Genomic DNA, 24,036 nt, shown 5'->3' with positions numbered 1-24,036 from the left:
CGTATCAAGTTAGCGCAGCCTAACCTAACTACAGCGAGGATGACGAGTGAACGCCAAGGTCGACCGGGACATGTGGGGCGTGCCGCACTTGAGGGCCGGCGATCCGCTCGCACTCGCCTACCTCCAGGGCCAGAACGCGGCGATGGACCGCGCCTGGCAGATCGAGCTGGCACACCAACGCTCGCTCGGTACCAGCGCCGCCTTCCTCGGCCCGGAGGCCCTCAGCTGGGATGTCTTCGCCCGCCAGGCACGCCTCGACGACACCGCCCAGCGCTGCTGGGAGAACCTCGAGGACGACACCCGCGCATGGATCTCGGCGTACGTGGCCGGCGTCAACCACAGCCTGCCCGGCGCCGCCCAGCACGCCCCCGAGTTCGCCCAGACCGGCCTGACCCCACGGGAATGGCAGCCGTGGGCGCCGCTCAGCATCTGGATTTCCATCCACATCCTCTTCGCCGGCTTCCCGACCAAGCTCTGGCGCGAACACGTCGCCAGCCACCTCGGCGACGCGGCCCTCGAACTCTTCAACTCGGAAGGCCCCAGTACTGCGGGCAGCAACGGCTGGCTCATCCCTGGCGACAAGACGGCAACCGGTACGCCGATCATCGCCGGCGACCCGCATCGCTACATCGAGAGCCCGGGCATCTACCAGCAGATCCGCCTCGCCTGCCCGTCGTACGACGTCATTGGGCTCGCGGTCCCCGGCGTCCCCGGCCTCCCCCATTTCGGTCACACCGGCGGCGTCGCGTGGGCGATCACCAACGCGATGGCGGACTACCAAGACCTCTACTCCGAACAGCTCCGTCGCACCGATGTCGGAGTCGAGGCACTCGGCCCTGACGGCTGGCAACCCGCTGCCCGGCACACCGAGCTGGTCGAGGTCGCCGGTGCCGACTCGGTCGAGATCGAGGTGATCGAGACCGGCCGCGGCCCGGTGATCATCGGTGGACCTGACGACGCCAAGGCGATCAGCTTGCGCTATCCACCTCGCGTCACGCACCGGATCGGCTTCGACTCGTTCCTGAAGTTGCTCAACGCAACGACTGTCGGGGATGTCGATGCCGCCTTCGACACCTGGGTCGAGCCCGTCAACGTGGTGATGGCCGCGGACACTTTGGGCGGGCTCCTGCACCGCACGGCCGGCCTTGTCCCGACCCGCCACCACGACAACCGCCTGCGCGTAGTACCGGCCTGGAAAGCGGATCACCAGTGGCAGGGCTGGCACGAGTCGATGCCGCGGGCAACCGTCGACGACGTCGCCGTGATGGCCAACGCCCGCGAGCTCGCCGGACCCTTGGGCGTCGACTTCGCCGCCCCACATCGCTCCCACCGGATCAGGCAACTGCTGACCGAGCGAGACGACTGGACCGTCGGCGAGATGCCACTCATCCACACCGACACGTTCCTGGGCTCGGCCGGTTCGTTGCTCGATCTCCTCATCGACCTCAAGGACCTGTCGCCCGAGGCAACCACTCTGCGCGAGCAACTCCTCGATTGGGACCGGCGAATGGATGCCGCCAGCAACGTCGCTTCCAGCTACGCCGCCCTCCGCAAGTCCCTGGTACGCCGCCTCGCCGAGCACCCGACACTCGCCGTACTCGACCAGGGCGTCGACCTGCCCGAACTCTTCACCCCGTGGCTCGACACGGTCGCGCACACCTACTTCGCGCTGGAAGGCTTGATCGCCACCAACCTGCTGCCCGACGTCAACGTCACCTGGCTGGCACAGGAGGCCCTCGAAGAAGTCGCCCACCGCAAGCCTCGCGGCCCATGGGGCGACACCCACCAGCTAACCCCACTCCACGCCCTCCGCGGCCCGGTCTTCGCTCCCGGCGAGGAGCACTACGACCTGCCCCTCTCCGGCGACCACCACTGCGTCATGTCCACCTCAAGCCTGCCCGGCCTGACCGACACCTGCATCCGAGCCTCCGCCGCCCGCTACGCCTGGGACGTCGCCAACCGCGACAACAGCGCCTGGATAGTCCCCCTAGGCACCTCAGGCGTCCTAGGCCACCCCCACCATCACGACCAACTCCCCCTCTGGCTCCGCGGCGAACTCACCCCAGTCGCCACCGCCTTGACCCCAGACGACCAAGCCTTCGAGCACTAGGCGTGCCCCAAAGCCGCCACCCGAGGCTGGCTACTGGACCAGGCGAGGTGACGGCGGTCCGGCCCGGACCGCCACCACACACCAACCCCCGCCCCAGCCGCCCCGCACGCTCAGAGTCGGCCCGAAACCTCCGCCCCGACGACCTTGGCATGTGGTGGCGGTCCGGACCTGTGGACAACCGCCGCCGCCATCGGCCGAAATCCGCCACTATGAATACATGCCGGAGGTGACGGAGGTTCTCGCGCGGCGACAAGGCACCGCGACCTTCGCCGAGCTCCGCGCCGTGGTGTCCGGCCGCAGCATTCGCAACGCCCTGCTCGCCGGTCAGATCCGCCGCTCAGCCAAAGGCGTCTACACCCTCCCAGACGCACCAGTCGCGCTCGCCACGGCGCGAAGCCACGGCGGTGTCGTCTCCCACCTGAGCGCCGCTCAGCACTGGGGCATGAAGGTGATCACCGAGCCACTGATACCCCACGTCACCCTTCCACCAGGTAGAGCCAGGCGCGCCACCGAGGACAAGTGCGTACTGCACTGGGCCGACGCGCCGGCTCTGAACGACGTCACCACCCCGATCCGGACGGTGCTCGACTGCATCAGAGCATTTCCGCTCGCGGAGGCACTCGCCGTGGCCGATTCCGCCCTGCACCAAGGAATCGTGGACCCCGACGACCTGTTCGCGGCGGCCGCACAGCTCCGCGGTCCCCATCGCCGAAGGATCCAGGAGGTCGCAGCCCTCGCAGACGCCCGCTCCGAGTCTGTCCTGGAATCAGCACTGCGAGCAATCCTCATCCAAGCAGGCATCGACGGTTTCGAACCGCAGGTCGCGGTCCGGGACAACACCTTCTCCGCACGCCTGGACCTCGGCAACCGATCCACAAAGCTCGGCCTCGAAGCCGACGGATTCGAACACCACGGCACGCGCCAGCAACTGGTCAAGGACTGCCGCCGCGGCGTGAACCTCGCGATCCGCGGCTGGACAGTGCTCCGCTTCAGCTGGGAGGACATCATGTACGACCAAGACTGGGTCGCCGCCTCAGTCGCCGAGCTAACCGGTTCCCCACCACACACCAAGTCGCATCTGCGGGCCGCCTGAGCCGATAGCGGAGCGGGGAGACGGCTCGCCCCGGGAGCTTGGCATGTGATGGCGGTCCGGGCCCACCGTGTGGGGCGGGCCGGGTGCCAGGCAGGGGCGCGCCCGGGGGCTGGGGTTTGGGGCAGCTCCCGGGCGAGTGCTTATCGGTCAGTTGGAGACCTTGTTGTCTTTCGCGGAATGGCGATCGTGGCGCTCGGTTGGTGGATGGTCGATGGTGCGTGGGGCTGGACAGACTGGGCCGCGGCGGATCGGGCCGCCTCCCAGCTTCCTGCTCTTCCACTGCTTCTCTTCGTAGTCGTAGTAGGTGTCAACGCCTCCGACGGTCATAGGTGTCCTCCCGGTCATCCCCCCGGCACGGCCCCTGCGGCCTTCTCCACAGTCGGTCACACAGGGCCACAAATACAAGCAATTCTTGAACTACCTACGACAAACGGACAAATCGTGACCATGTCCAGACTTATCAACGGGCAAAGGTGTTTCGGGAACATTTCGTAGACACTTTGCTTCAGGGTGGAATCTTTCAACCGGCAAAAATCGCCACGCCGTAGCCTGCCAGCCGAACACCCTCTGTAATCACGGCACAGTCCCCGAAAGCCATCACCTGGTACGCCGGTACGCCATCCACCGGCACCACCGCCTCGCCCGGGTCGAGGTTGACCACCACCCGCAGAGCGCCGCGACGCACGACCAGCCACGAATCGGCGTACGTGACGTCCACCGAGGAGAGCCGGTCGTTGCGCAGGTCCTCGCTCCGCGCTCGCAGGGCCAGCAGATCCCGGTACCAGCGCAGCAGCTCCCGATGCGGCGGCTCGTCCAGCTCGGTCCAGTCGAGCACCGACGATCGCCACGTCGCCGGGTCCTGCGGGTCAGGAATCTCCTCCGCATCCCACCCGTACGCCGCGAACTCCCGCCGGCGCCCAACCCGGACAGCTTCGGCCAGCGAGGCCTCACTGTGGTCGGTGAAGTACCGCCACGGCGTCGAGGCGCCCCACTCCTCACCCATGAACAGCATCGGCGTGTACGGCGAAGTGAGCACCAGCGCCGCCCCGATCGCCAACTGGCCCGGCGTCAACGCAGGCCGGTCGCCGAGCGCCCGGTTGCCGACCTGATCGTGGTTCGACGTATAGGCGAGGAACTCCCAGCCCCCATGCCGCTCCGGGTCGACCGGCCGTCCCCAGTCCTGCCCGCGGAAGGTCGAGTACGACCCGTCGTGGAGAAACACCTGAGTGAGCGTCTTGGCAAATACCCCCGGATCGCCGAAGTCCACGTAGTACCCGGCCTGCTCGCCGGTCAGCAACGTGTGCAACGCGTGGTGGAAGTCGTCGCTCCACTGCGCCGTCATCCCCAGCCCACCAGAGCTCACCGGCTCGACCATGCGCGGATCGTTGAGATCAGACTCGGCCACCAGTCCCAACGGTCGCCCCAACGATGCAGAGAGCGTTGCAGTCTCCAAGGACAGCTGAGCCAGCAAGTGCTGCGGACTTTCATCAGCCAGCGCATGTACTGCGTCCAGCCGCAACGCGTCGACGTGGAACTCCCCGAACCACCGCAGCGCGTTGTCACAGATCCACCGCCGGACCTCAACGCACCCAGCGTCGTCCAGATTCACCGCAGGCCCCCACGGCGTCGTGTGCTTGGACGTGAAGTACGGCCCGAAAGCATCCAGATAGTTCCCGCTAGGCCCGAGATGGTTGTAGACAACGTCCAAACACACGGCCAGCCCCACCTCATGACACCGATCCACAAACCGCTGCAAGGCTCCCGGCCCGCCATACGGCTCATGTACTGCGTACAGATCGACCCCGTCGTACCCCCACCCGTGCCGACCAGGAAAGGCCGCCACCGGCATCAGCGAGACAACCTCAACCCCCAACGCCACAAGGTAGTCCAGATGCCCAGCAGCCGCCTCCAGCGTCCCCTCCGCCGTAAACGTCCCCACGTGCAGCTCGTAGAAGACAGCACCCCGTACGTCGCGCCCACGCCACCCAGCATCCGTCCACTCAAACCGGGACGAGTCAAAGACCCGACTGAACCCGTGAACCCCGTCAGGCTGCCAGGCGCTCCGCGGATCGGGCATCGGCTCACTGCCTTCAACAGAGAAGGCATAAGAAGTCCCATGCCCAGCCTCAGCAACCGACAGCTCCCACCACCCGCCGTCGCCCTGCCGCATCTCCAGAACCGACTCGGAGAGGAGCAGCGAGACAGCAGAAGCAGCAGGAGCCCAGACAGCGAAATGCACCCGATCAGCTCCTAGCGAGTAGCGCCACCGGAAGGTCTGCCAGTAGCTCGTGGATCCGAGTCGCTCCACCACCCACCGAGCGGCCGGTCAACACGTCCTGCCAGTTCCCCTCGGGCAGTACGACGGTGCTGTCGCGCCAGCCGCCCAGTCGGTGCAGAGCGACGGGCAGCCGCGTTGCGATCGTCACCACGGCGTCGCCGCGGCTGAAGGCGACCGCATGCCCACTGGAGGTGGGCAGGGGCTTGTAGCTGCCCGCGAAGGCCGAGGGGTTCCGCCGCCGTAGCCGAAGCGCCCGGGACGTCACCAGCAGCTTCTCCTCGGCCAATCCAACAGGCCGAGCGCCAGCATCTAGCCTGGCCAGTGAGGAGATCCGCTGCGCGTAGTCCACCGGGCGACGGTTGTCCGGATCGACCAGCGACAGGTCGACCAGCTCGCTGCCCTGGTACACGTCCGGAACACCAGGCATCGTGAGCTGGACCAGCTTCTGCCCGAGCGTCGCCGCCCGGACGTACTCCGCCTGCCCAGCAGCAAACTCGCCAACGGCCGAGAGCACAGCCTCGTCACCAAGCACGCCAGTGACGAACGACGCGACGTACCCCTCATACTCCTCATCGGACGACGTCCAGCTCGTACGCCGCTTGGCCTCACGCACAGCCTTCAGCAGATAGCCCTGCAGCCGGTCCTCGGCGATCGGCCCGTCGTCCCAGGTGCCGAAGAGCGTCTGCCAGACCAGGTACTCCGTGCTGCCGTCCAGCTCCGAATCGCGATGGTGCTCGGCCAGAGACCGCCACGACCGAACCGCCTCGATCCAGGCCGCGGGCTGCTCCGACAACACCCCGAGCCGGGCCCGGACGTCCTCGGATCGCTTGGTGTCATGAGTGGACAGCGTGGTCATCGTCCGCGGCCAGCGATCGTTCAGCCGGGCGGCGAACGCGTGGAACTCCTCCGGCGAGACCCCGAAATGCTCCGGATCCCCACCGACCTCGTTCAGCGAGGTGAGCCGGAACCAGCGGTAGAAGGCGGTGTCCTCGATCCCCTTCGCCATCACCGGCCCACACGTCTGCTGGAACCGCACGAGGAGCTCGTGCCGCGCATGCTCGTCGATGCGGCTCGCAGTACCGGCCTCGCGACCCAGCAGCAGGTCGCGGACCAGCTCCAGGGTCTCCTGCTGGTCCTCATCGAGGTTGCGCCGAGCCAGCTCGGTCGCATGCTCGAGAGCCCGCACCGAAGTCGGATCAGGCTGTTCCCCCGGTACTACGTACGCCCGGTACCGGTCGAAGTTCACCAGCAGCTCCACAACCACCACGTGGAAGGCGCGGCGAGTGTGGTCGCGCAGGCGCACGTCGTCCTGGCAGATGCGAGCAAGGAGCTCCACAAGCCGGTGCTCTTCGGCGTACTGGCCGTGCTTCACCACTTCACGCTTGGCCTGCTCGACGACGGGTGCGAAGTCGGCCGGCTCGCCAGTGAGCTCCGAGTGGAAGGCAGACAGCGGTGCTGCGCCGGCGGGATCGAGGAAGAGCCCACCGACACGCAGTAAAGCGTCGTACCCGGTAGTGCCCGCGCAGGGCCAGTCTCCTGGCAGTTCCTCATCGCCTTCGAGGATCTTCTCGACTACAACCCAGGCACCGCCCGTGCGCTCGGCCAAGCGGCGCAGGTACCCGCGTGGGTCGGCAAGGCCGTCCGGGTGATCGATGCGGAAGCCGTTGAGCTTTCCCTCGTGCAGCAAGGAGAACAGCAACTCGTGCGTGGCCTCGAAGACCTCCCGGTTCTCTACTCGCACAGCAGCCAGGGTGTCGACGTCGAAGAAGCGCCGGTAGTTCAGTTCCTCGTCTGCGACTCGCCAATGCGCCAGGCGGTACCACTGCTCGGTCACCAGCTCAGCGATCGGCAGGTTCTCCGTCCCTGGGCGCAGCGGGTACTCGTGGTCGTAGTACCGGAGTACGTCGCCGTCGACCGACAGTTCGCCGTCGGCGAGCACTCTGCCGATCCGCTGGCCGAGCACGGCCATCAGGAGCGGCTGGTTCCCCGAGCCCCAGTCGACGTCGAACCACTCGGCATAGGGCGAGCCTGGGCCATCACGTAGTACCGACCACAGGGCCGTGTTGAGTCGAGCAGGCGTCGGCACGGCGACATGATTCGGTACTACGTCCGAGATCGCCCCCATGCGGTGGTCAGCCAACTGAGCAGCGAGCCGGTCGAACGCAGGGCGCCCACCGGCCGGCTCAGACAGCCTGCTGTGGTCCACGACGTCGTACCCATGAGTGGAGCCGGGTGCGGCCTGCAGGATCGGGGACAAGTAGATGTGGGAGATCCCGAGGCTGTGCAGATACGGCACGACCTCAGCGGCGGCATCGAAGCCGAAGCCGGCATGCAGCTGCACTCGATAGGTCGCCTGCGGGACCCCTGTCACTGCGTCGCCTGCCTCGGCCTGGTCAGGACCAGTGTGCCGCGGGCTTCGATCCGGATGGTGCTGCCGGCAGCGTGCTCCTCGTCGCCGGCGCCGCCGGTGGGCGTGGCGGTGTCGACCACGACCGTCCACGAGTCGCCGTACTCCTTCGCGGGGAGCAGGAAGTCCAGCGGCTGGTAGTCGCTGTTCAGCAGGATCAGGAACGAGTCGTCCACCACCGGCTCACCGCGCGGGTCCGGCTCGGAGATCGCGTCACCGTTGAGGAACACGGCGATCGCGCGAGCGTCGTCCCGGCTCCAGTCGCCGTTCTGCATCTCCGTGCCGTTCGGGGTGAACCAGACCAGGTCGCCGAGTCCGTCGACTCCGGTGTCGCCATGGAAGAAGCGGCGACGGCGCAGTACCGGGTGCTCGTGCCGGAGCCGGACCAGGCGGCCGGTGAAGGTCAGCAGGTCCTTCTGCGCGGGGGTGAGGCTCCAGTCCACCCAGGCGAGCTCGTTGTCCTGGCAGTAGACGTTGTTGTTGCCGCTCTGGGTCCGGCCGAGCTCGTCGCCGTGCGCGAGCATCGGCACGCCCTGGGAGATCAGCAGTGTGGTCAGGAAGTTTCGCTGCTGCCGGTTGCGCAACTCCAGGATCGCGGGGTCGTCGGTCGAGCCCTCGGCGCCGCAGTTCCAGGACCGGTTGTGGCTCTCGCCGTCCTTGCCGCCCTCGCCGTTCGCCTCGTTGTGCTTGTCGTTGTGCGAGACCAGGTCGCGCAGGGTGAATCCGTCGTGGGCGGTGACGAAGTTGATGCTCGCCAGCGGGCGGCGGCTGTCGTCGCGGTAGAGGTCCGACGAGCCGGTCAGCCGCGAGCCGAACTCGGCCAGCGTGTACTTCTCACCGCGCCAGAAGTCCCGCACGGTGTCGCGGTACTTGCCGTTCCACTCGGTCCACAGCGGCGGGAAGTTGCCCACCTGGTAGCCGCCGTCACCGACGTCCCAAGGCTCGGCGATGAGCTTCACCTGGCTGACCACCGGGTCCTGCTGGACCAGGTCGAAGAAGGCCGACAGCCGGTCCACTTCATGGAACTGGCGGGCCAGCGTCGAGGCGAGATCGAACCGGAACCCGTCCACGTGCATCTCGGTGACCCAGTAACGCAGCGAGTCCATGATCAGCTGCAGCACGTGCGGGTGCCGCATCAGCAGGCTGTTCCCGGTGCCGGTGGTGTCGTAGTAGTGCGACTTGTCCGAGTCCACCAGCCGGTAGTACGCGGCGTTGTCGATGCCCTTGAAGGACAGCGTCGGGCCGAGCTCGTTGCCCTCCGCGGTGTGGTTGTAGACGACGTCGAGGATCACCTCGATGTCGGCCTCGTGCAGCGCCTGCACCATCGTCTTGAACTCGGTCACCTGCTGACCACGGGTGCCGCCGGCCGCGTAGGCGTTGTGCGGCGCGAAGAAGCCGATCGTGTTGTAACCCCAGTAGTTGGACAGTCCCCGCTGCTGCAGGTGCCCGTCCTGCGCGAACTGGTGCACCGGCATCAGCTCGACCGCGGTCACGCCGAGCTCCTTGAGGTGCTCGATGATCGCCGGGTGCGCCATCCCGGCGTACGTGCCGCGGATGTCCTCCGGCAGCGCCGGATGCGTCATGGTCAGGCCCTTGACGTGCGCCTCGTAGATCACCGTCTCGTGGTACGCGTGCCCCGGCGGCCGGTCGTTGCCCCAGTCGAAGAACGGGTTGGTGACGACCGACAACATGGTGTGCTCGCTGTTGTCCATCGTGTTCAGCTCGTCGGGCTTGTCGAACCGGTAGCTGAACAGTGACTCGTCGGCGTCCACCTGCCCGTCGATGGCCTTCGCGTACGGGTCCAGCAACAGCTTCGACGGGTTGCACCGGTGCCCGTTGGCCGGGTCGTACGGCCCGTGCACGCGGTACCCGTAGCGCTGACCCGGCTGCACCGCCGGCAGGTAGGCGTGCCAGACGAACCCGTCCACCTCGGTCAGCTGCACCAACTGCTCCGACCCGTCGTCGGCGATCAGTGCCAGGTCAACTTGCTGAGCAACCTCCGAGAAGACCGCGAAGTTCGTTCCGGAACCGTCGTACGTGGCTCCGAGGGGATAGGGACGACCAGGCCATTTCTGCACCCGACGACAGTAGCCACCCCTACCCCCTGCTGGGGAATGGTGGTGCGGTTCCGCACCGTGAATTCATCTAGTCGGAGCATGACACCGGGTCGTCGAAGTGCCCCGGCGTGCCCGGGTAAGCGCTCCCCGTGCCGTGCCCGTGGTCGGTGTTGTAGGTCAGCGCCAGCTCCCGGTACGCCGAAGTACCGGCGGTGGTCACGTCTGTGACCGCCCGGCCCGCCCCGGCTCCCCAGGCAACCGCGTGGAGGAAGTTCTGCATCGCCGGCGAGTGCTGCCGGACGTCGTTGAACCCTCCGTACGCCGCGTTGCAGTGGGTGAACAGGTTGTACGCGCCGTTCCAGTCGATCAGCCGGTCACCCGGGTTCGGGCCGTTCTGGGCGACGTCGCCCTGCAGCACGTCCCGGTCCCAGCCGCCGTAGATCCAGTCCGTGCCCTGGTGGTGCTGGTTGTTCGCCAGGGTCTCGGGCGCGGCCGTGTCGTCGGCCTTGTCCGTCAGCTGGAACCACAGGCACGGGTCGACCGTGACCCCGGACGTCGTGACCGGCCAGTCACCCGGCGCACAGCTGCCCGGGTAGGCACCCCTCGGGTTGAAGTCGAGGATGTCCGAGCCGACCACGTTCTGCTTCGCCGGATCGGACTCGCCGACGCCACCGAAGACGTGGTCGACGAACCGGTCGTTCGTACCGCGCGAGTCCGGGTCGAAGACGCCGCTGGTGAGGCAGTCCGGCGTGGCGGCGTCCAGGACCGGGTCGCAGCCCTTGCCGCCCCACAGGACGTCCTCGCCGTCGCCGCCGAAGACCTCGTCGCCACCACTGTCGCCGTTGGCCAGGTCGTCCCCGTAGCCGGCGTGGACGTTGTCGTCGCCCGCACCGCCCCTGAGCTTGTCCCTGCCGCCCACGGTGATGCCGTCATGCGGCATCTCGGCCGAGGTCGAAGTACCGATCCACTGGTCGCCGTCGACGTCGTGTTCCAGGTCCACCCGCCGGTCGTAGAGCCCGCGCCGGAAGCCGACGTAGGTCTCGGCCGGCGGCGAGTTCAGCGAGATGCTGAACTGGGCCGGGGCGTCCCCGGTGTCGAGGTACTGGTTCACCACGCCGCCGCGGTCGCCGAGGATCGCGTCCTCGCCGGCCTCGCCGAACACGGTGTCGTCGCCGAGTTCGCCGAACAGGTCGTCGTCGTCCAGGCCGCCGTAGATGGTGTCGTCACCGTCCTGGCCCCAGACGCCGTCGTCGCCCGCTTCGGCGTACAGGGTGTCGTTGCCGAAGGCTCCGGCGACCTCGCAGGTGGCCTGTGCCTCGGTGCAGAACCGGGTGCTCGGGCCACCGAGGTCCGGGTCGTGCGTCCGCGCCACCGTGGCCCCGGCCGGCGGAGTGCCGTTCGGGTAGCGGTCGGCGTAGACCCGCTCGGTCTGGCCGGTGATCGGCCGCATGAGCGACCCGTTGTCACCCAGTACTACGTCGTCGGCGCCGTCGGCCTCGACCGTGTCCCCGGTGTCCCGGAAGCCCTTGGCCGAGCTGCCGCCGATCAGGTCGTCCTGTCCGTCCGGGGCAGTCGCACCTTCCAGCAGTGCGGCCGCACTGGCCGTCCCGGGCCAGCCCGGATCGGCCAACGGAGCCACAGTCGTGAAGGGCGAGTCGCCGGCCAGCGAGAGGTCTCCACGCAGTACGTCGGCGCCTCCGTTGCCCTCGACGTAGTCGGCATGGGCACCACCGGAGATGAAGTCGCCACCGTCCTGGCCCCACATCGTGTCCACACCCTCGCCACCAGAGAGCCGGTCGGCCCCGAACCGGTCTGCTGGGCCTGGTACGAGCTTGTTCGCTCCCAGGTCGTACAGGTCGACGATGCGCGCCGCCATGGCGACACCCGGCTCGGTGCCGAGCCGTACGGTCGCCCTGGTCGGGGTCTGGCCGGACGCCGGACGCCGTACCTGGCCGTTGTCGCCGGTGACCACGTCGTCACCGGGACCACCGAAGATCGCATCGGCCGTGTCGAGCTGCCCTGTACCGGCCGCGAGCTCCGTCGAACTGCCGCCGACCAGATCGTCATCGGCCAGGTTGCCCTCAACCCAGTCGCTAGCCTGACCGCCCTCGACGTAGTCGTCCTCACCGTCGCCCTTGGCACGGTCCTCGCCGCCCTGGCCGTAGAGCACGTCCTGCCCGTCGCCACCGGACATCTGGTCGTTGCCGGACGTGTTCGCGACCGGCGTCAGCCCGAGATCGAGCAGCGTGACCGTGTGACCGGCCGCGAAGCCGCGCTGCCTTGTCACCGGCGTGGTCGCCGCCGGATCCGCCGTCAGCCTGAGGATCGCGTTGTCACCGGCCATCAGGTCCGGACCGGCATCGCCGAAGAGCACGTCACCGGTGTCCGGCCGCCCCACCCCGGCAGTCGCCTGCTCGAACGAGCCACCGGCGATCGCGTCCTCACCATCGTTGCCATGGACAACATCCGAGGCGTTGTTGCCTTCCAGATGGTCGTTGTCGCCGTTGCCGTTCACGAGATCGGCACCAAGACCACCGTACGCCGTATCGTCGCCGTCGCCACCGTGGATCCGGTCACCTGCTCCAGCCGTCGCGTCGGTCCCGTCCAGGTCGAGCGGGATCGCCGGGGCGCCCGGTGCGTCCACGGTGCCGTTGTCGCCGATCAGCCGGTCGTTGCCGGTGTCGCCGTACAGGTCGTCCTCACCGTTGTCTGTCCGGCCCGCCGCACGGGTACCGCCGTAGACCAGGTCGTTGCCGGCTCCACCGGTCATCCAGTCCTTGCCGTTGTTGCCCTCGATGACGTCGACGTCGGTTCCGCCGTACGCGACATCGTCACCGGCGTTGCCGAAGGCCTGGTCGAGCCCGGCGTCGCCGTACAGGACATCGGTCTCAGTGCCGCCCCAGAGCTGGTCGGCGTCACCGCCGCCGCGCAAGGTGTCCTTACCCTGTTGACCGCAGGCGAGGTCGTTGCCCCCAGCAAGTTCTGCCAGGTCGTTCGCGCCACCTGCGGAGACGGTGTCGATGCCCGCTCCACCGAGGATGCGGTCGTTGCCGTCACCAGTTCCCGCATTGGTGCTCTCGGCAACCGGATCCGACGTCACCGGTGCGCCCGGCTTGCACAGCTCGCCATCGATCCGCTTGTCGCCGAACATCTTCGCCGGTCCGTCGCCGCCGATCAGATGATCGTTGCCGAGGCCACCGACCAGCGTCTTCGCGTTGGACGGCACTCCCGCGGGCAGCGGCAGCTTGTTCACCGTCCTGGTCGCGCCGTACCCATCGTCCGGCCCGTCGGTCCCGCTGACCTCGGCCGGCTCGGCGATGACGTAGTCGTCACCTGGACCGCCGTACACCTCGTCCGTACCGAAGCCGCCCAGCAGGATGTCCCGGCTGCCACCACCGATGAGCTTGGCGGTCTGGTCACCCTGCGAGTGGCTGGTGATGTTGTCGAAGCCCTGGCTGCCCCAGACCCGGTCGCTGCCGGTGCCTGTGTCGACGGTGTTGGTCGCGGGGTCGGCCCCCACGGTGTCTGCCGGACCTGGCGCGTCGACGTCGAACTCGTCTTCCGCCGCGGTGAAGATGCGGTCCGCGTTCGAACCGCCGGTGATCCGGTCGTTGCCCTGGTTGCCGACGATCGTGTTGACCCCGGCCTTCAAGGCACCGTCGGGCTGGTCCGCCGCGACGCCGATCTTGTCGTTGCCGCTGTTGCCGACGGCCTTGTTGGTACCGAGTCCGAGCCCGATCGTGTCGCCACCCGCCGGGGCAACCTCGGTCTGCGTCGTCGGATCGGCGATCGACTCCCAGTCGAACACCGACGCCAGGTCCGAGTTACCGCCGCCGTCCTGGGCGTTGTGCGTCACCTGACGGTTCTTGCGAGCGGTGCCCAGCGAGCTGTCACCGCCGACCTTGTTGTCACCGTTTCCGACCGTGATGGTGTCGTCGCCGGAGCCACCCGCGACCATCGCCTTCGACGTCGCACCGCCGGTGTCACCCGTGACGATGATGTCGTTACCGCCGCGACCGTCGACGTACGAGAGTCCGCGGCCGGTGGTGATGACGTCGTCTTTGGTTCCGCCGATCACCACGGCGTCCTTGTCATAGATCGCTGGCGTCTTGCCTGCGTTGTCGTCCGTCGTCTTCTTGCCGTCGCCGATGAAGGTGATGTTCATCGGTTTGGCGTAGCCCTCGCCGTCCACGACGACCCGCTTCAGGTTCGGGTCGAGATAGTCGCGCCGTTCGCCGAGCATCTCCACCGAGAAGCCGTCGAAGTCGCCGTTGGTGCCGGTCGCGTCACCAGGCTTCTGGGCGTAGTGCAGGGAGATCACCTTGACGGTGTCCTTCTCCACCGCCGCGGCCTCGTTGCCCCACGGTGCGCCGCGTTGCGCGTTCTTGCCGTATTGACCGGCGAACACCACGACGGTGTCGCCGACCGTCCCGCCGAGCTTGGGCGGTGGCGGTTCGCAGTCCGGTTTGACGGAGAAGTCGAGCAGCGTCACATCGGCCAGCGTGAAGCTGAACGAGACGGAGAAGATGCTCACGCCGATGGTGATGTAAACCCTTAAGAACAAGGACAACCGGCCACTCACAGTGAACAAGCACAGTGGGTTGTTCAAGGCCGCATGAAGGAATTCGCTGACCCGGAACTTGCCGTCGTCGTTCGGATCGTTCCAGTAGAAGCCGATCGTCAACCGCAGGCCGCCCTCGATGCCGACCGTGATGATCACAGCGCTGACGGCGGCACCTGCGGCGATCTCACCGGTCAACTGCACCACCGGGATCGGCGTACCGGCGTCGTCGACGGTCTTGAAGAACAGCCCGTCCAGTACGTCGACAGCGTCCACCGGCGCACCGTTCTGCGCCGCCTCGACCGCCTTGCGGATGCCGTACGTGTCCAGTCCGGCGACGATCCGCAGGCTGACACTGGCCGAGCCGGCGAGCGTGACGAAGACCGGCGGCGGCGCGTACACCGGACCGAAGGCCTGCCGCCAGCTGAAGCCGAGCGTCAGCGGACCGGAGTCGAACTCGACCAGCGTGACGTCGCCGCCCATCAGCAGGTTGAACGCCTTGGCCGGCTGCTCGAGGATCGGGAAGGTGATGCCGGACTTCTCCGCGTCGCCCTCGCCCGGAGCCAGCCCGGTGCCACCAAAGATCGGGTTGTCGCCCGCGGCCGGGTTCTCGTTCTTGCCGTTGAGGTTGCTCTTCACCTCGGTACCGGACTTCGCGTTCGTCGCCTTGTACATCTTGTCCGCGGTGCTCGGCGAGTTACTCGTCTCCAGCGCCTTGTCGCCGGCGATCTCGAAGTCGCCGAGTGGGACGTAACAGTCGTTGTCCACGTCCGGACTGCAGGTTGGCAGCCGGTTGATGAACTCGATCACCGACTTGATCGTGTCGACGAAGTCGAGCTTCGGCCCACCGGCCAGCGTGCTGAACGACTTGGCCAACGTCATCAACGTGACGTCACCGCCACCAGCCATCCGGCTCAGATCGGACAGTACTGGGATCGGCGCATAGAGCGTGTCCATCACCGGCTGCAGCGGTCCGGTGACCCGCTTCATCTCCTTGACCACATCGCCGAGCAGTCCCTCGAAGAAGCTGCCGGCACTGATCCCGACGTCCTTGAAGGCGATGTACGGCGCGCCCGAGTCCTGCGGCGCCAAGTTGTCGAAGGCCCAAGTGAGCTGGAAGTTCGCCCGGACCCCTGGGAAGGCGGAGTCCACCTGCGCTTCCACGATCCAGTCGATCGTGAAGCCACCGGCCAGCGAGACGCCGAACAGCTCGCCGCCCTTGCCGAGATCGGCGAACTTGATCTTGGCGGTCTCGTCGGCCGTGCAGGCGTCCTCGGTGCCCTTGAAACAGCTGTCCTCGCCGGGCGCCTTCAGGTCGATCTGGAACGCACCGGCGAACAAGGACTTGGTCGGGTCGTGCCCCTCGCCGGTCGCCTTGTCGACGTTGATCTTGATGAAGGCGAGCTCGGCGACCATGGTGTCCGGCAGGTCGAAGGCCAGGCCGACCTGGAGTTCGGGCCGCGCCTTGTTGTCCGAACCCCAGCCGTCGTGAGTGTTGATGAAGAAGCCGTCGGCTTTGGTCAGCCCGAGCTTGAAGTGCAGCGCGAAGCCGGCGTCGACGGTGATGCCGTCAGTACCTTCCTTGCCCTGCCGCAGGGCCAGACCGGGGATGCCGATGTCCAGCGGCAACGAGGTGTGGAAGCAAGGCTTCGGCGCGTCGGTGTTCTCGCAGCCCTTGGCCGAGCTCACGTTGCCGCGCCGGGCGGTGAACTCGAGGAAGACGCCGCCGATGTCGTTGATGCTACAGATCTCGAGGTCGGGTTCCTGCGCCACCGCCGTGTAGTCGGCGGCCGCGTCCGCGCCTTTGTCGTCGTGGACCAGGACGTTGCCGGCCTTCTTGATCAGCTTGAAGTCCGAGTCGCCGGGCGCCTTACGCAGTACCTTGTAGCCGGTCGCGTTCGGCACCGACGCCCAGGTGAGGTGGTTGAAGTGGGTGTCGTCCAGAGTCGCCGGGCCCTTGGCCGTCTGGCCCGGATCACTTGGAATCGTGTCCCCGGCAGTGCCTTCGCCCGTCCCTTGATAGGCGACCACCTTGTACTCGTACGTCGTAGTACCGGTGTTCGCCGGGTTCTCCGCCACGGTCGGAGCCGCCGCCTTCGCCAGCGTTGCGGTGCAGTCGAAGTCGACGGTCACCTCCGTCGCCGCGATCTGTACTTCGGCGAGCGCGGCCGCGAGCTTGGTGTTGATGAAGTCCTTGAACTCCTTGGAGTTCGCCGGCCGGCCGCCACCGGGCAGCTCGTTCCAGATCGAGCTGCGCAGCTTGGTCCGCAGATCGCCGATGAAGTCAGCACCCTGCTGCAGGTCCTCGCCGATCAACGGCAGCTTTCCTTGGAAGCTGGCCGTCCGGAAAGCCTGCTCGACGGCGGCCAGATAGCCCTCCAGGCCGTCGCCGAAGTTCTTGAAGTCGAGCAACGCGTCCGCCAGCCGCTGGCCCAGATCGGCCGGTAGTTCGAGCTCCTTCTTGGCCGCGTCCGGGGCCGGCAGGTTGTCGTCGAGATCGAGCAGGTCCGCCGGGTTGGTCGAGTCGGGGACGCGCAGGGCGATCTGGCCGATCGGTACCCAGCCGTTGTCCGCGCCCGAGTTGTTCAGGAAGATCGGCAGGCTGCCGCACACCATCAGCGGAGTGTCGAGCGTCTCGCCACAGCTGACCGTTCCGTTGGTGGCGTTGAAGTTCACGCCGACGTCATCGATGAAGTCGGTGAACGAGACAGGAGTGTCGGCGACCGCGCCCGTCTTGGCCAGCGCGATGCTCAGATCCGCCTTGGCCTGCGCCTTCTCGGAGTCGGGCGCGCCCGCGGTCGGGTTGCCCAGGGAGATGCTCAGCGGGCCGACCACGCCCTGGACGGTGCCGTTCGTCAGCTGTGCCTTGGCGCCGACGCTGATCGACGAGTCCTCCAGCACCTTCAACGCCGTACCGTCGGCCGGACCTTCCCCGGCCTTGAGCGGGATGACCAGGCCGACCTTGACCCGGCCGTCCACCTGAACCTGGGCCAGGCCCGTCGCCTGGGCACCGGCGAACGTCTGGTCGCCACCATTCAAGTTGCCCAGGGCAAGCTTGATCGGTGAAGCGGCCCGGTAGCCACGCTTCCAGTCGACGTCCAGTACCAGGTTCGGCTCGCCGCCGACCTCGAGGTACCGGAACTTGACGCTGTCCGTGCCCAGCGCCTTGTTCAGCAACTCGACCGCGTCCTGGATGTTGTCCGGCGTGTTCGCCAGCAACTGGTCCGTGACGTCATCCAACGCCGACCGCATCATGTACGGCGTGCCGGCGGCCGGCGCCGACTCCCAGGCCTTGGTCAGCGTCAGGGTCTTCCCATCCGCCGACACGGCCTGGACGATCCCCACCTGGGTGCCGACCACGACCGAGCGGCCGACGAGCGCCGCGGTGAAGAGGTTGCCGTCGGCCCGGGTGTTGTCGACCACCGTGTTCGCGCCGAAGCTGACGCCAGCACCGGCGTTCGATTCGTCGCTTACCAGCAGATCGCGCAACGACTTGCCGAGGCCGGGGATGTCCTTGTCGAAAACGCCACCGCCGGCTGACGGGTTGGATGCTGCGAGCTGCTTCGACAGCGTCTGCAGCGTCTTGATGAGCGCGGTGAACAGCGCCTTCGGGTCGGCGGCGTCGAAGTCGAGCTTGAAGATCTCGGCGAGATCGCTGGTGTCGAGGACCGCCGAACCCGGATCGGTCAGATCGGCCCACTTCGCGGTGAGCTTCGTCGTCGCACCGGCCGGGAGGAACTGTGGGGCTTCGGGGACCGTCACCGACAGGTCGCCGTACGCGCGGACGTTCGCGTCGATGTCGAGCAGGTTCTGCGGACCGTCCACGAGTTGCTTGAACAACTCGGACAGCCGCAGGTCGTGCTGGGCATCACCCTGTTGCTTCAACCCGACGGACAGCATGTGGCCGGACGGCGTACCGGCTGGGCAGGTGTCGCCCAGGGAGGAGTTGCAGACCTTCAGCTGGCCGGTCAGGTGGACCTTGAAGAAGCCCGCGTTCGCGGTCAGGTCGACAGCGGTCTCGATCGGGAAGTCCGCGGCGAACAGCGAGCCGCCGGTGCGGATCATCACCCGATCGGTGTTCAGCGGCAGGGCCGGGACGACGATGTCGAGCGGGCCGTTGTGCTGGGTGAACGGGCAAGCCTGCGTGGAGCCGAGGAATCCGTTGCACGCGGCACCGGTCTTCGGGTCCTGCAGGTCGAGCACCAAGGTGAGCGAGGCGGTGAACGACGGGGTCACCTTGGCAAAGGTCTGGTCCGCGTTGGCGTTGACGATCCCGTGCCCGCCGGAGTCGATCCGGTTCGCGAAGGTCACCGCACCGACATGCGGCTCCGCGCCGGCGATCACGTACGGCGGGTTGCCGATCGGCTGTCCTCCGGCCCAATCCGCCTTCAGGGTGATCGTGCTCGCGTCGTTGCTGGCCACCTCACCAGCAGACGTCCCGGCCACCACCCGGCGGCCGATCCACTGGTTCACGGCCCATCCGGCACCCGCGACGGTCAGCGTTTTGGCGCCGTACACGGCGGTCTGACCGGAGGCCTCGACACTGATCGGGTCGAGCTCGACCGGGGTGTTCGGCGCTGCCTTGGTCATCGCCAGGGTGAGGGCGAGCTTGCTGGTCGCGACATCCCAGACCAGGTTGCCCAGCGAGATGTCCGAGGCGTCGTCGAGCTTCTTGAGCAGGTCCTGCAGCGAGGTGAAGGTCGGCTTGCCCGCCTGCGCCGGATCCTGGCCCGCGTAGGTGGGATCGGTCGGGGCGGGGACGGTGTGCTTGGCGAGGAAGTCCTTCAGCACCGCGTTGATCTGGATCGCGTCGGCGAGCGTGCCCTTCATGAACGGCAGGTCCAGGTCACCGGTCGACGGCAGCGGACCCGCGCCGTCCGGGTCGTACTTCGCCTTCTGGATCGCGGTCAGCGTGGCCACCACCTGGGCCAGGCCCTCGGCGAGGTCCTGCAGGCTCATGTTCTGGAATCGGCCGACGGTGCTGGCCAGGTCGGGCGCGCTGACGACCGGCGTACCGGTGCCGATGTCGTTCCAGTCGACCTGCACGGTGGCGCTGATCTCGCTCGGCAGGGCGGCGGGGATACCCGCCGCTGCCGCGCCGAGCTGGAAGGTCGCGTGCACCGAGCCGCGCGAGCCCGCGTCGGTGGCGTCGATCGGCTGCGATCCCTGCGGGTCGAGACCGACCGTGACGAGGCCGTCGAGCGAACCGGCCTGGGCCAGTTCGCCGTTACCGCTGAAGAACAGCTTGCCGTCGTTGTCCGGATCGCTGACCGTGCCGACGAAGTGGGCGTCGACGTCGAGGGAGGAGCCGGTCAGCGAGACGCCGAGGATGCCGATCGCCGCCTTCGCGGTGGCGTTCTCGATACTGGCATGGGCGTCCAGGTCGAGTCGCGGCGTACCGGTGGAGCTGACCAGGTAGACCTTGTCGTCGCCGGTACCGGTCCAGACCACGCTGAGCGCGAGCCGCGACTTCAGGGCGACGGTGACTCCGTCGGAGACCGAGAGCTCGACCTTCGGCGAGGCATTGCTGAGGCGCAGGTCCTGGCCGGTGGCGGTCTTGTCGACGGTGACGACGATGTCCAGCTTCTTGCCCGCGCCGAGATCGCTCACCGTGGTCTTGAGGTGACCGGCCCGGCCGCCGTCGATGGTGATGTCCTTGTCCACCTCGAGATCACCGAAGTCGGTGGCCGACTGCAACTCGTCCGTCACCGCCTTACCGAACAGGTCATTGAGCCCGAGCAACCCGCCGGGACTCGCCCCGATCAGCGGAAGCGGTTCCTTCAGCTTGTCAACGGCCCCTAACCCAGCCGTCCAGGCCGCCAGGCTGTCGGGCGAACCACCGACTCCCAGCAGGCCCAGCAGATCATCGACCCCGTCAGCGGCGGCACGAGCCGGCCTCGGGGTGTAGACGAGCATGCCGACCAACAGACTGATGGCCACGGCAACCGAAATCAGACGCGACGACGCAAGACGCAAAAGACCCATCAGAGTCCACCCCCGCGGCCCAGGGCCCGCGCTCCCCCCACGGTTGCGCGATGGGCGACCCCCCAGCCGCTGCCTCGAAAGGTAAGCCACGCAGAGTAGCCACGCAATACCTCAGCCGAACTTCAACACTCATTCACCATTCCCCAGGCTGCTCCCGACCACCGCCGGAAATTGCAGCAAGCTGCAACAGGTGTCCGGCGTGGCCGAGTCGGCGGGCCGGTAGGGTCAGCCGTCCGTCGTTGTGAGGAGCTTTTGGTGAGGCTAGTCAGGCCTGTTGTGCTTTCGGTTGTTGTGGCGTTGACGGGTGGAGTGGTCGCTGGAGGGGCGGCCCAGGGAGCGGCTGACCAGACCGTTTCCTATCGAGGCTATGAAGTGACTGTCCCGGCGAGCTGGCCGGTGGTGGATCTGGCCAAGGATCCGACAGCTTGTGTGCGGTTCGACCGGCCCGCGGTGTATTTGGGTCGCAGTACTGGGCAGGCCGACTGTCCTTCGCGTTTGGTCGGCCGCAGTGAAGGGCTTGTACTGGAGCCGTTGACCAAGGCGGCTCGGTCGACTGACGGTGAACTCCAGGTCGCCGTAGCAGGCGCCGGTGTGCTGGCGACGGCGTACCACGCTCGTGGCGCTGACCAGGTCGCTCGCAAGGTGCTGGCCTCCGGCAAGGTGACCTCGAAGGCTCAGGCGGTCCAGCAGCCGCGGCAGGCACAGGCTCAAGCGGCACCCTCGATCGTGGCCACCGGGACTATCGGTGCTCCTGGGTTCGACACCTGCACGGCTCCGAGCCAGACGGCGATGGACGCCTGGAAGTATCCGGCTTCGCCGTACCGAGCGGTCGGCATCTACATCAGCGGCGACCTCCGTGCCTGTGACCAGCCCAACCTGACGCCGGAGTGGGTCGCCGCGAACGCTGCGAAGGCCTGGCAGTTCCTGTTGATCGATGTCGGCATGCAGGCTCCGTGCACCACCTTCAGCAGCAAAATGTCAACGGTCCCCGCCACCGCCTTGGCGCAGGGCCGTGCTGCCGCAGCCAACGCCGTCGTGGCGGCGCAAGCACTCGGGTTCGCGCCGCGTAGTGCGATCTACAGCGACATCGAGAACTATCCGTCGACCGCGTCCTGCAAGGCCTCCGTACTGTCTTACCTGAGCGGCTGGACGCAGGAGCTCAACTCCCGCGGCTACGTCGGCGGTACGTACGTCGGTGCGGGCTCCGGCGGGGTCGATCTGTCCAGCGCTTACAACAGCACGGCCTACACGCGGCCGGACAACCTGTGGTTCGCCCACTGGGGATCGACCCCGGCCGGCACCAGCCGCTTCATCCCGGCCACCTACTGGCCCAACCACCAACGCGTGCACCAGAACGTCGGCAACGTCAAAGAGACCCACGGCGGCGTCAGCATCAACATCGACGGCAACGCGCTGAACCTGACAGCACCGCCTGTCCCGGTGACCGGCTTCGACGCCACCGGCACCAACGCAGCGGCCGCACTCCGCTGGACCGTCCCGACCGGCACCAAGCTGGCCCAGGTGATCGTGCGCCGCAACACCGGCGCCACCCCGCCCGCACTCCCGACCAGCGGTACCGCGGTCTACGCAGGCACAGCCAGTACTACGAGCGCCCCCGGCCTGGCGGGGGCGACCAGCTACACGTTCCGCGCCTGGATCAAGGACACCACCGGCAAGATCGGTCCCGGAGCGGACACCTACCTGGCCGGCACGCGTGCCACCATCGCAGCGAGTCCCACCTCGACCATGTACACCGGCGGAATCACCCTCAGCAGCAAAGCCACCCGGGCGGACACGGCGGCCGGGCTGTCCGGAGTACCGATGACGCTGTACTCGAAGGCGAAGAACGCGACGAGGTGGACGACACTCACCACGGTCACGTCCTCGGCTACCGGTGACGCCACCTCACTGCAGAAGCCGGCGGTCTCCACCTACTACATGTGGGGCTACAACGGCTCGGCCGACCTGCTGGGTTCACGGAGCAGCGCAGTACTGGTGGAGGTTCGTCCGGCGCTGTCGGGCTACCTGACGCCGGCCGCGATCAGGCTCGGCGCGAGCACGCTCCTCTACGGCTACCTCAACCCGCCGCACGCCGGGACAACCGCCTACCTGCAGCGCAGGTCGGGCACCACCTGGGTAGCCGTCACCACCGGCAAGCTGACGACCAACGGCAAGTACGCCTTCAGCATCAAGCCAACCACCCGAGGCACCCACACCTACCGAGTCGTCTGGCTAGCCGACGCAGACCACCAAGGCACCCAAACCCCCTCAAAGGTCCTCACCGTCAGCTAACTCCCGGCCAGCACGAGACCGTCACCGAGCACCCGTACCGCGCTCATGTTTGGGGTGGCGGGACCGGACCGCCACCACACACCAACTTGCCATTTCTGCCCGGGAGCGCGCCCGCGCACGCTCAGCCGGATACAACGAGTCGAGGTTAGTGAGTGGTGGCGGTCCGGGCCGCCAACTGCTCAAGCCAGTAGCACGAACTCCGGCTGGAGCACTGGCCCATGCCCAAAGTCCAGCCACCCGGCCACGCCACCCCGAGCCACCAGCCCGCGTACGACATATCACCCCGGTCGGCCTTGTGAACCGGCATTGAGCGGCACAGGCAGTTTGTCCTCGTACTCCGAGCCGAACCCACCGACCTGGCGTCGCCACGACACTCCAGCCACCGCAGCCAGCCGGGCTCTCAACAACGGCCCCGCAACAATCCGAACGGCTCTATTCGCCTGGCTTGGCGGCGAGTGGCACCGACAAGATGGGCAGCATGTCATACGACAGGAATTCCAGTCACATGACAGGATTACTACTGCAGTTGTAGCTCGTGCCGACTCGCTCGAGCGCGCCGAAGGTGATGTCGGTGGTCTTGGTGGTGCCGGCCGATTCGAGTTGGCGGTGTTTGATGATGCGGTCGTAGCCGTCGGAGGTGTCGCGCTCGATCACCTTGCTGGCCCTGCCAGGGTGCAGCCTGACGATGCTGCCCTACTGCACACGCTCAGGAATCCGTCGCGGTGTGACAATCCGACTATTCAGCGGATCACTCAACCGAGCTCGGATCCCCACGGCTAGTCCGAAGTTACGTCTGCTGTGACATGGCGAACCCCCTGCTGAGCAGGGGGTTCGTGGTTTGTGCGGGTGGGGGTTCTGTCTACTTCAGGGTCAGCGGGATGACGGTGTTGAGGAGTTCGAAGGCGCGGCGTTGGGTGTTGGTGGGGATGGCCAGGGTGGGTACGACGGGTCCGTCGGGGCCGTATTGGATGTCGTTGCGGGTCAGGGTGGCCAGGTGGTCGAGCAGTGCACGGAACGACCTGACGGGTTGGCCGGTGTGGTCTTTTCGGCGGGAGGCCTTGCGGGTCGCGGCGTCGGAGCGTTGTGCGGGGGCGACGGGGTCGGTGGGTGTGGGTCGATCTTCGTCGGTGAATGTCAGCGGGGCCAGGGATCGGCGCAGGTGCCAGGTCAGGTAGGCGGCGAGCATGACGATGAGCACGTGGGCGCGGACCCGGTCTTCGAGGCGGTGGTAGATCGGGCGCAGGTCGAGGTCG

The 24,036-nt window shown here is 67.3% G+C and carries 9 protein-coding genes and 1 pseudogene; 3 read left to right on the top strand and 7 right to left on the bottom strand.

The genetic code is table 11. The annotated features are described in order from the left end of the window. The first annotated feature begins 46 nt into the window (after positions 1-46). Complete coding sequence (locus A3ES_RS0141340; RefSeq protein ID WP_020392724.1) at positions 47-2,110, top strand: penicillin acylase family protein; 2,064 nt, start codon at positions 47-49, stop codon at positions 2,108-2,110. Positions 2,111-2,327: 217 nt separating this feature from the next. After that, a complete protein-coding gene (locus A3ES_RS0141335) occupies positions 2,328-3,203 on the top strand; it encodes a type IV toxin-antitoxin system AbiEi family antitoxin domain-containing protein (protein WP_020392723.1) in 876 nt (291 codons plus the stop codon). Between the two features lie 147 nt (positions 3,204-3,350). On the opposite strand, the gene A3ES_RS0141330 is transcribed toward A3ES_RS0141335, so the two are convergent. From A3ES_RS0141330 to A3ES_RS0141310, 5 genes are all read right to left on the bottom strand, one after another. Continuing rightward, positions 3,351-3,530, bottom strand: coding sequence for a hypothetical protein (locus A3ES_RS0141330; RefSeq protein WP_020392722.1), 180 nt, complete (start codon positions 3,528-3,530; stop codon positions 3,351-3,353). 193 nt (positions 3,531-3,723) lie between these two features. Continuing rightward, on the bottom strand, positions 3,724-5,442 hold the full coding sequence (gene treZ, locus A3ES_RS0141325; RefSeq protein WP_020392721.1) for a malto-oligosyltrehalose trehalohydrolase: 1,719 nt from the start codon (positions 5,440-5,442) through the stop codon (positions 3,724-3,726). A 4-nt stretch (positions 5,443-5,446) separates the two neighbouring features. Continuing rightward, positions 5,447-7,852, bottom strand: coding sequence for a malto-oligosyltrehalose synthase (gene treY, locus A3ES_RS0141320; protein ID WP_020392720.1), 2,406 nt, complete (start codon positions 7,850-7,852; stop codon positions 5,447-5,449). Continuing rightward, a complete protein-coding gene (glgX, locus tag A3ES_RS0141315; RefSeq protein ID WP_020392719.1) occupies positions 7,849-9,966 on the bottom strand; it encodes a glycogen debranching protein GlgX in 2,118 nt (705 codons plus the stop codon). The genes treY and glgX overlap by 4 nt, the downstream gene beginning before the upstream one ends. A 67-nt stretch (positions 9,967-10,033) precedes the next feature. Continuing rightward, positions 10,034-20,446: a calcium-binding protein gene (locus A3ES_RS0141310; RefSeq protein ID WP_020392718.1), complete on the bottom strand. Its 10,413-nt coding sequence runs from the start codon at positions 20,444-20,446 to the stop codon at positions 10,034-10,036. Positions 20,447-20,863: 417 nt separating this feature from the next. Between A3ES_RS0141310 and A3ES_RS0141305 the strand changes: the two genes are divergently transcribed. Continuing rightward, positions 20,864-22,783 (top strand): DUF1906 domain-containing protein, encoded by a 1,920-nt coding sequence (locus A3ES_RS0141305; RefSeq protein ID WP_020392717.1) that lies wholly within the window; start codon positions 20,864-20,866, stop codon positions 22,781-22,783. Positions 22,784-23,284: 501 nt separating this feature from the next. Here the strand turns inward: A3ES_RS0141305 and A3ES_RS54695 are convergent. Then, positions 23,285-23,437, bottom strand: a complete 153-nt coding sequence (locus tag A3ES_RS54695; protein WP_020392715.1) for a hypothetical protein — start codon at positions 23,435-23,437, stop codon at positions 23,285-23,287. 205 nt (positions 23,438-23,642) lie between these two features. Next, a pseudogene (locus A3ES_RS50255) lies at positions 23,643-24,036 on the bottom strand (IS1634 family transposase); the annotation flags it as partial.

It is taken from the genome of Kribbella catacumbae DSM 19601, from assembly GCF_000372465.1.
Classification (GTDB): Bacteria; Actinomycetota; Actinomycetes; order Propionibacteriales; family Kribbellaceae; genus Kribbella; species Kribbella catacumbae.
Note: the sequence above shows the minus strand (reverse complement) of the source record. Positions and strands in the feature narration are given on the sequence as shown.

Excerpts from the sequence above, each read along its gene's own strand:
- A3ES_RS0141335 (WP_020392723.1), top strand. The coding sequence starts at position 2,328 with ATGCCGGAGGTGACGGAGGTTCTCGCGCGGCGACAAGGCACCGCGACC.
- A3ES_RS0141330 (WP_020392722.1), bottom strand. The coding sequence starts at position 3,530 with ATGACCGTCGGAGGCGTTGACACCTACTACGACTACGAAGAGAAGCAG.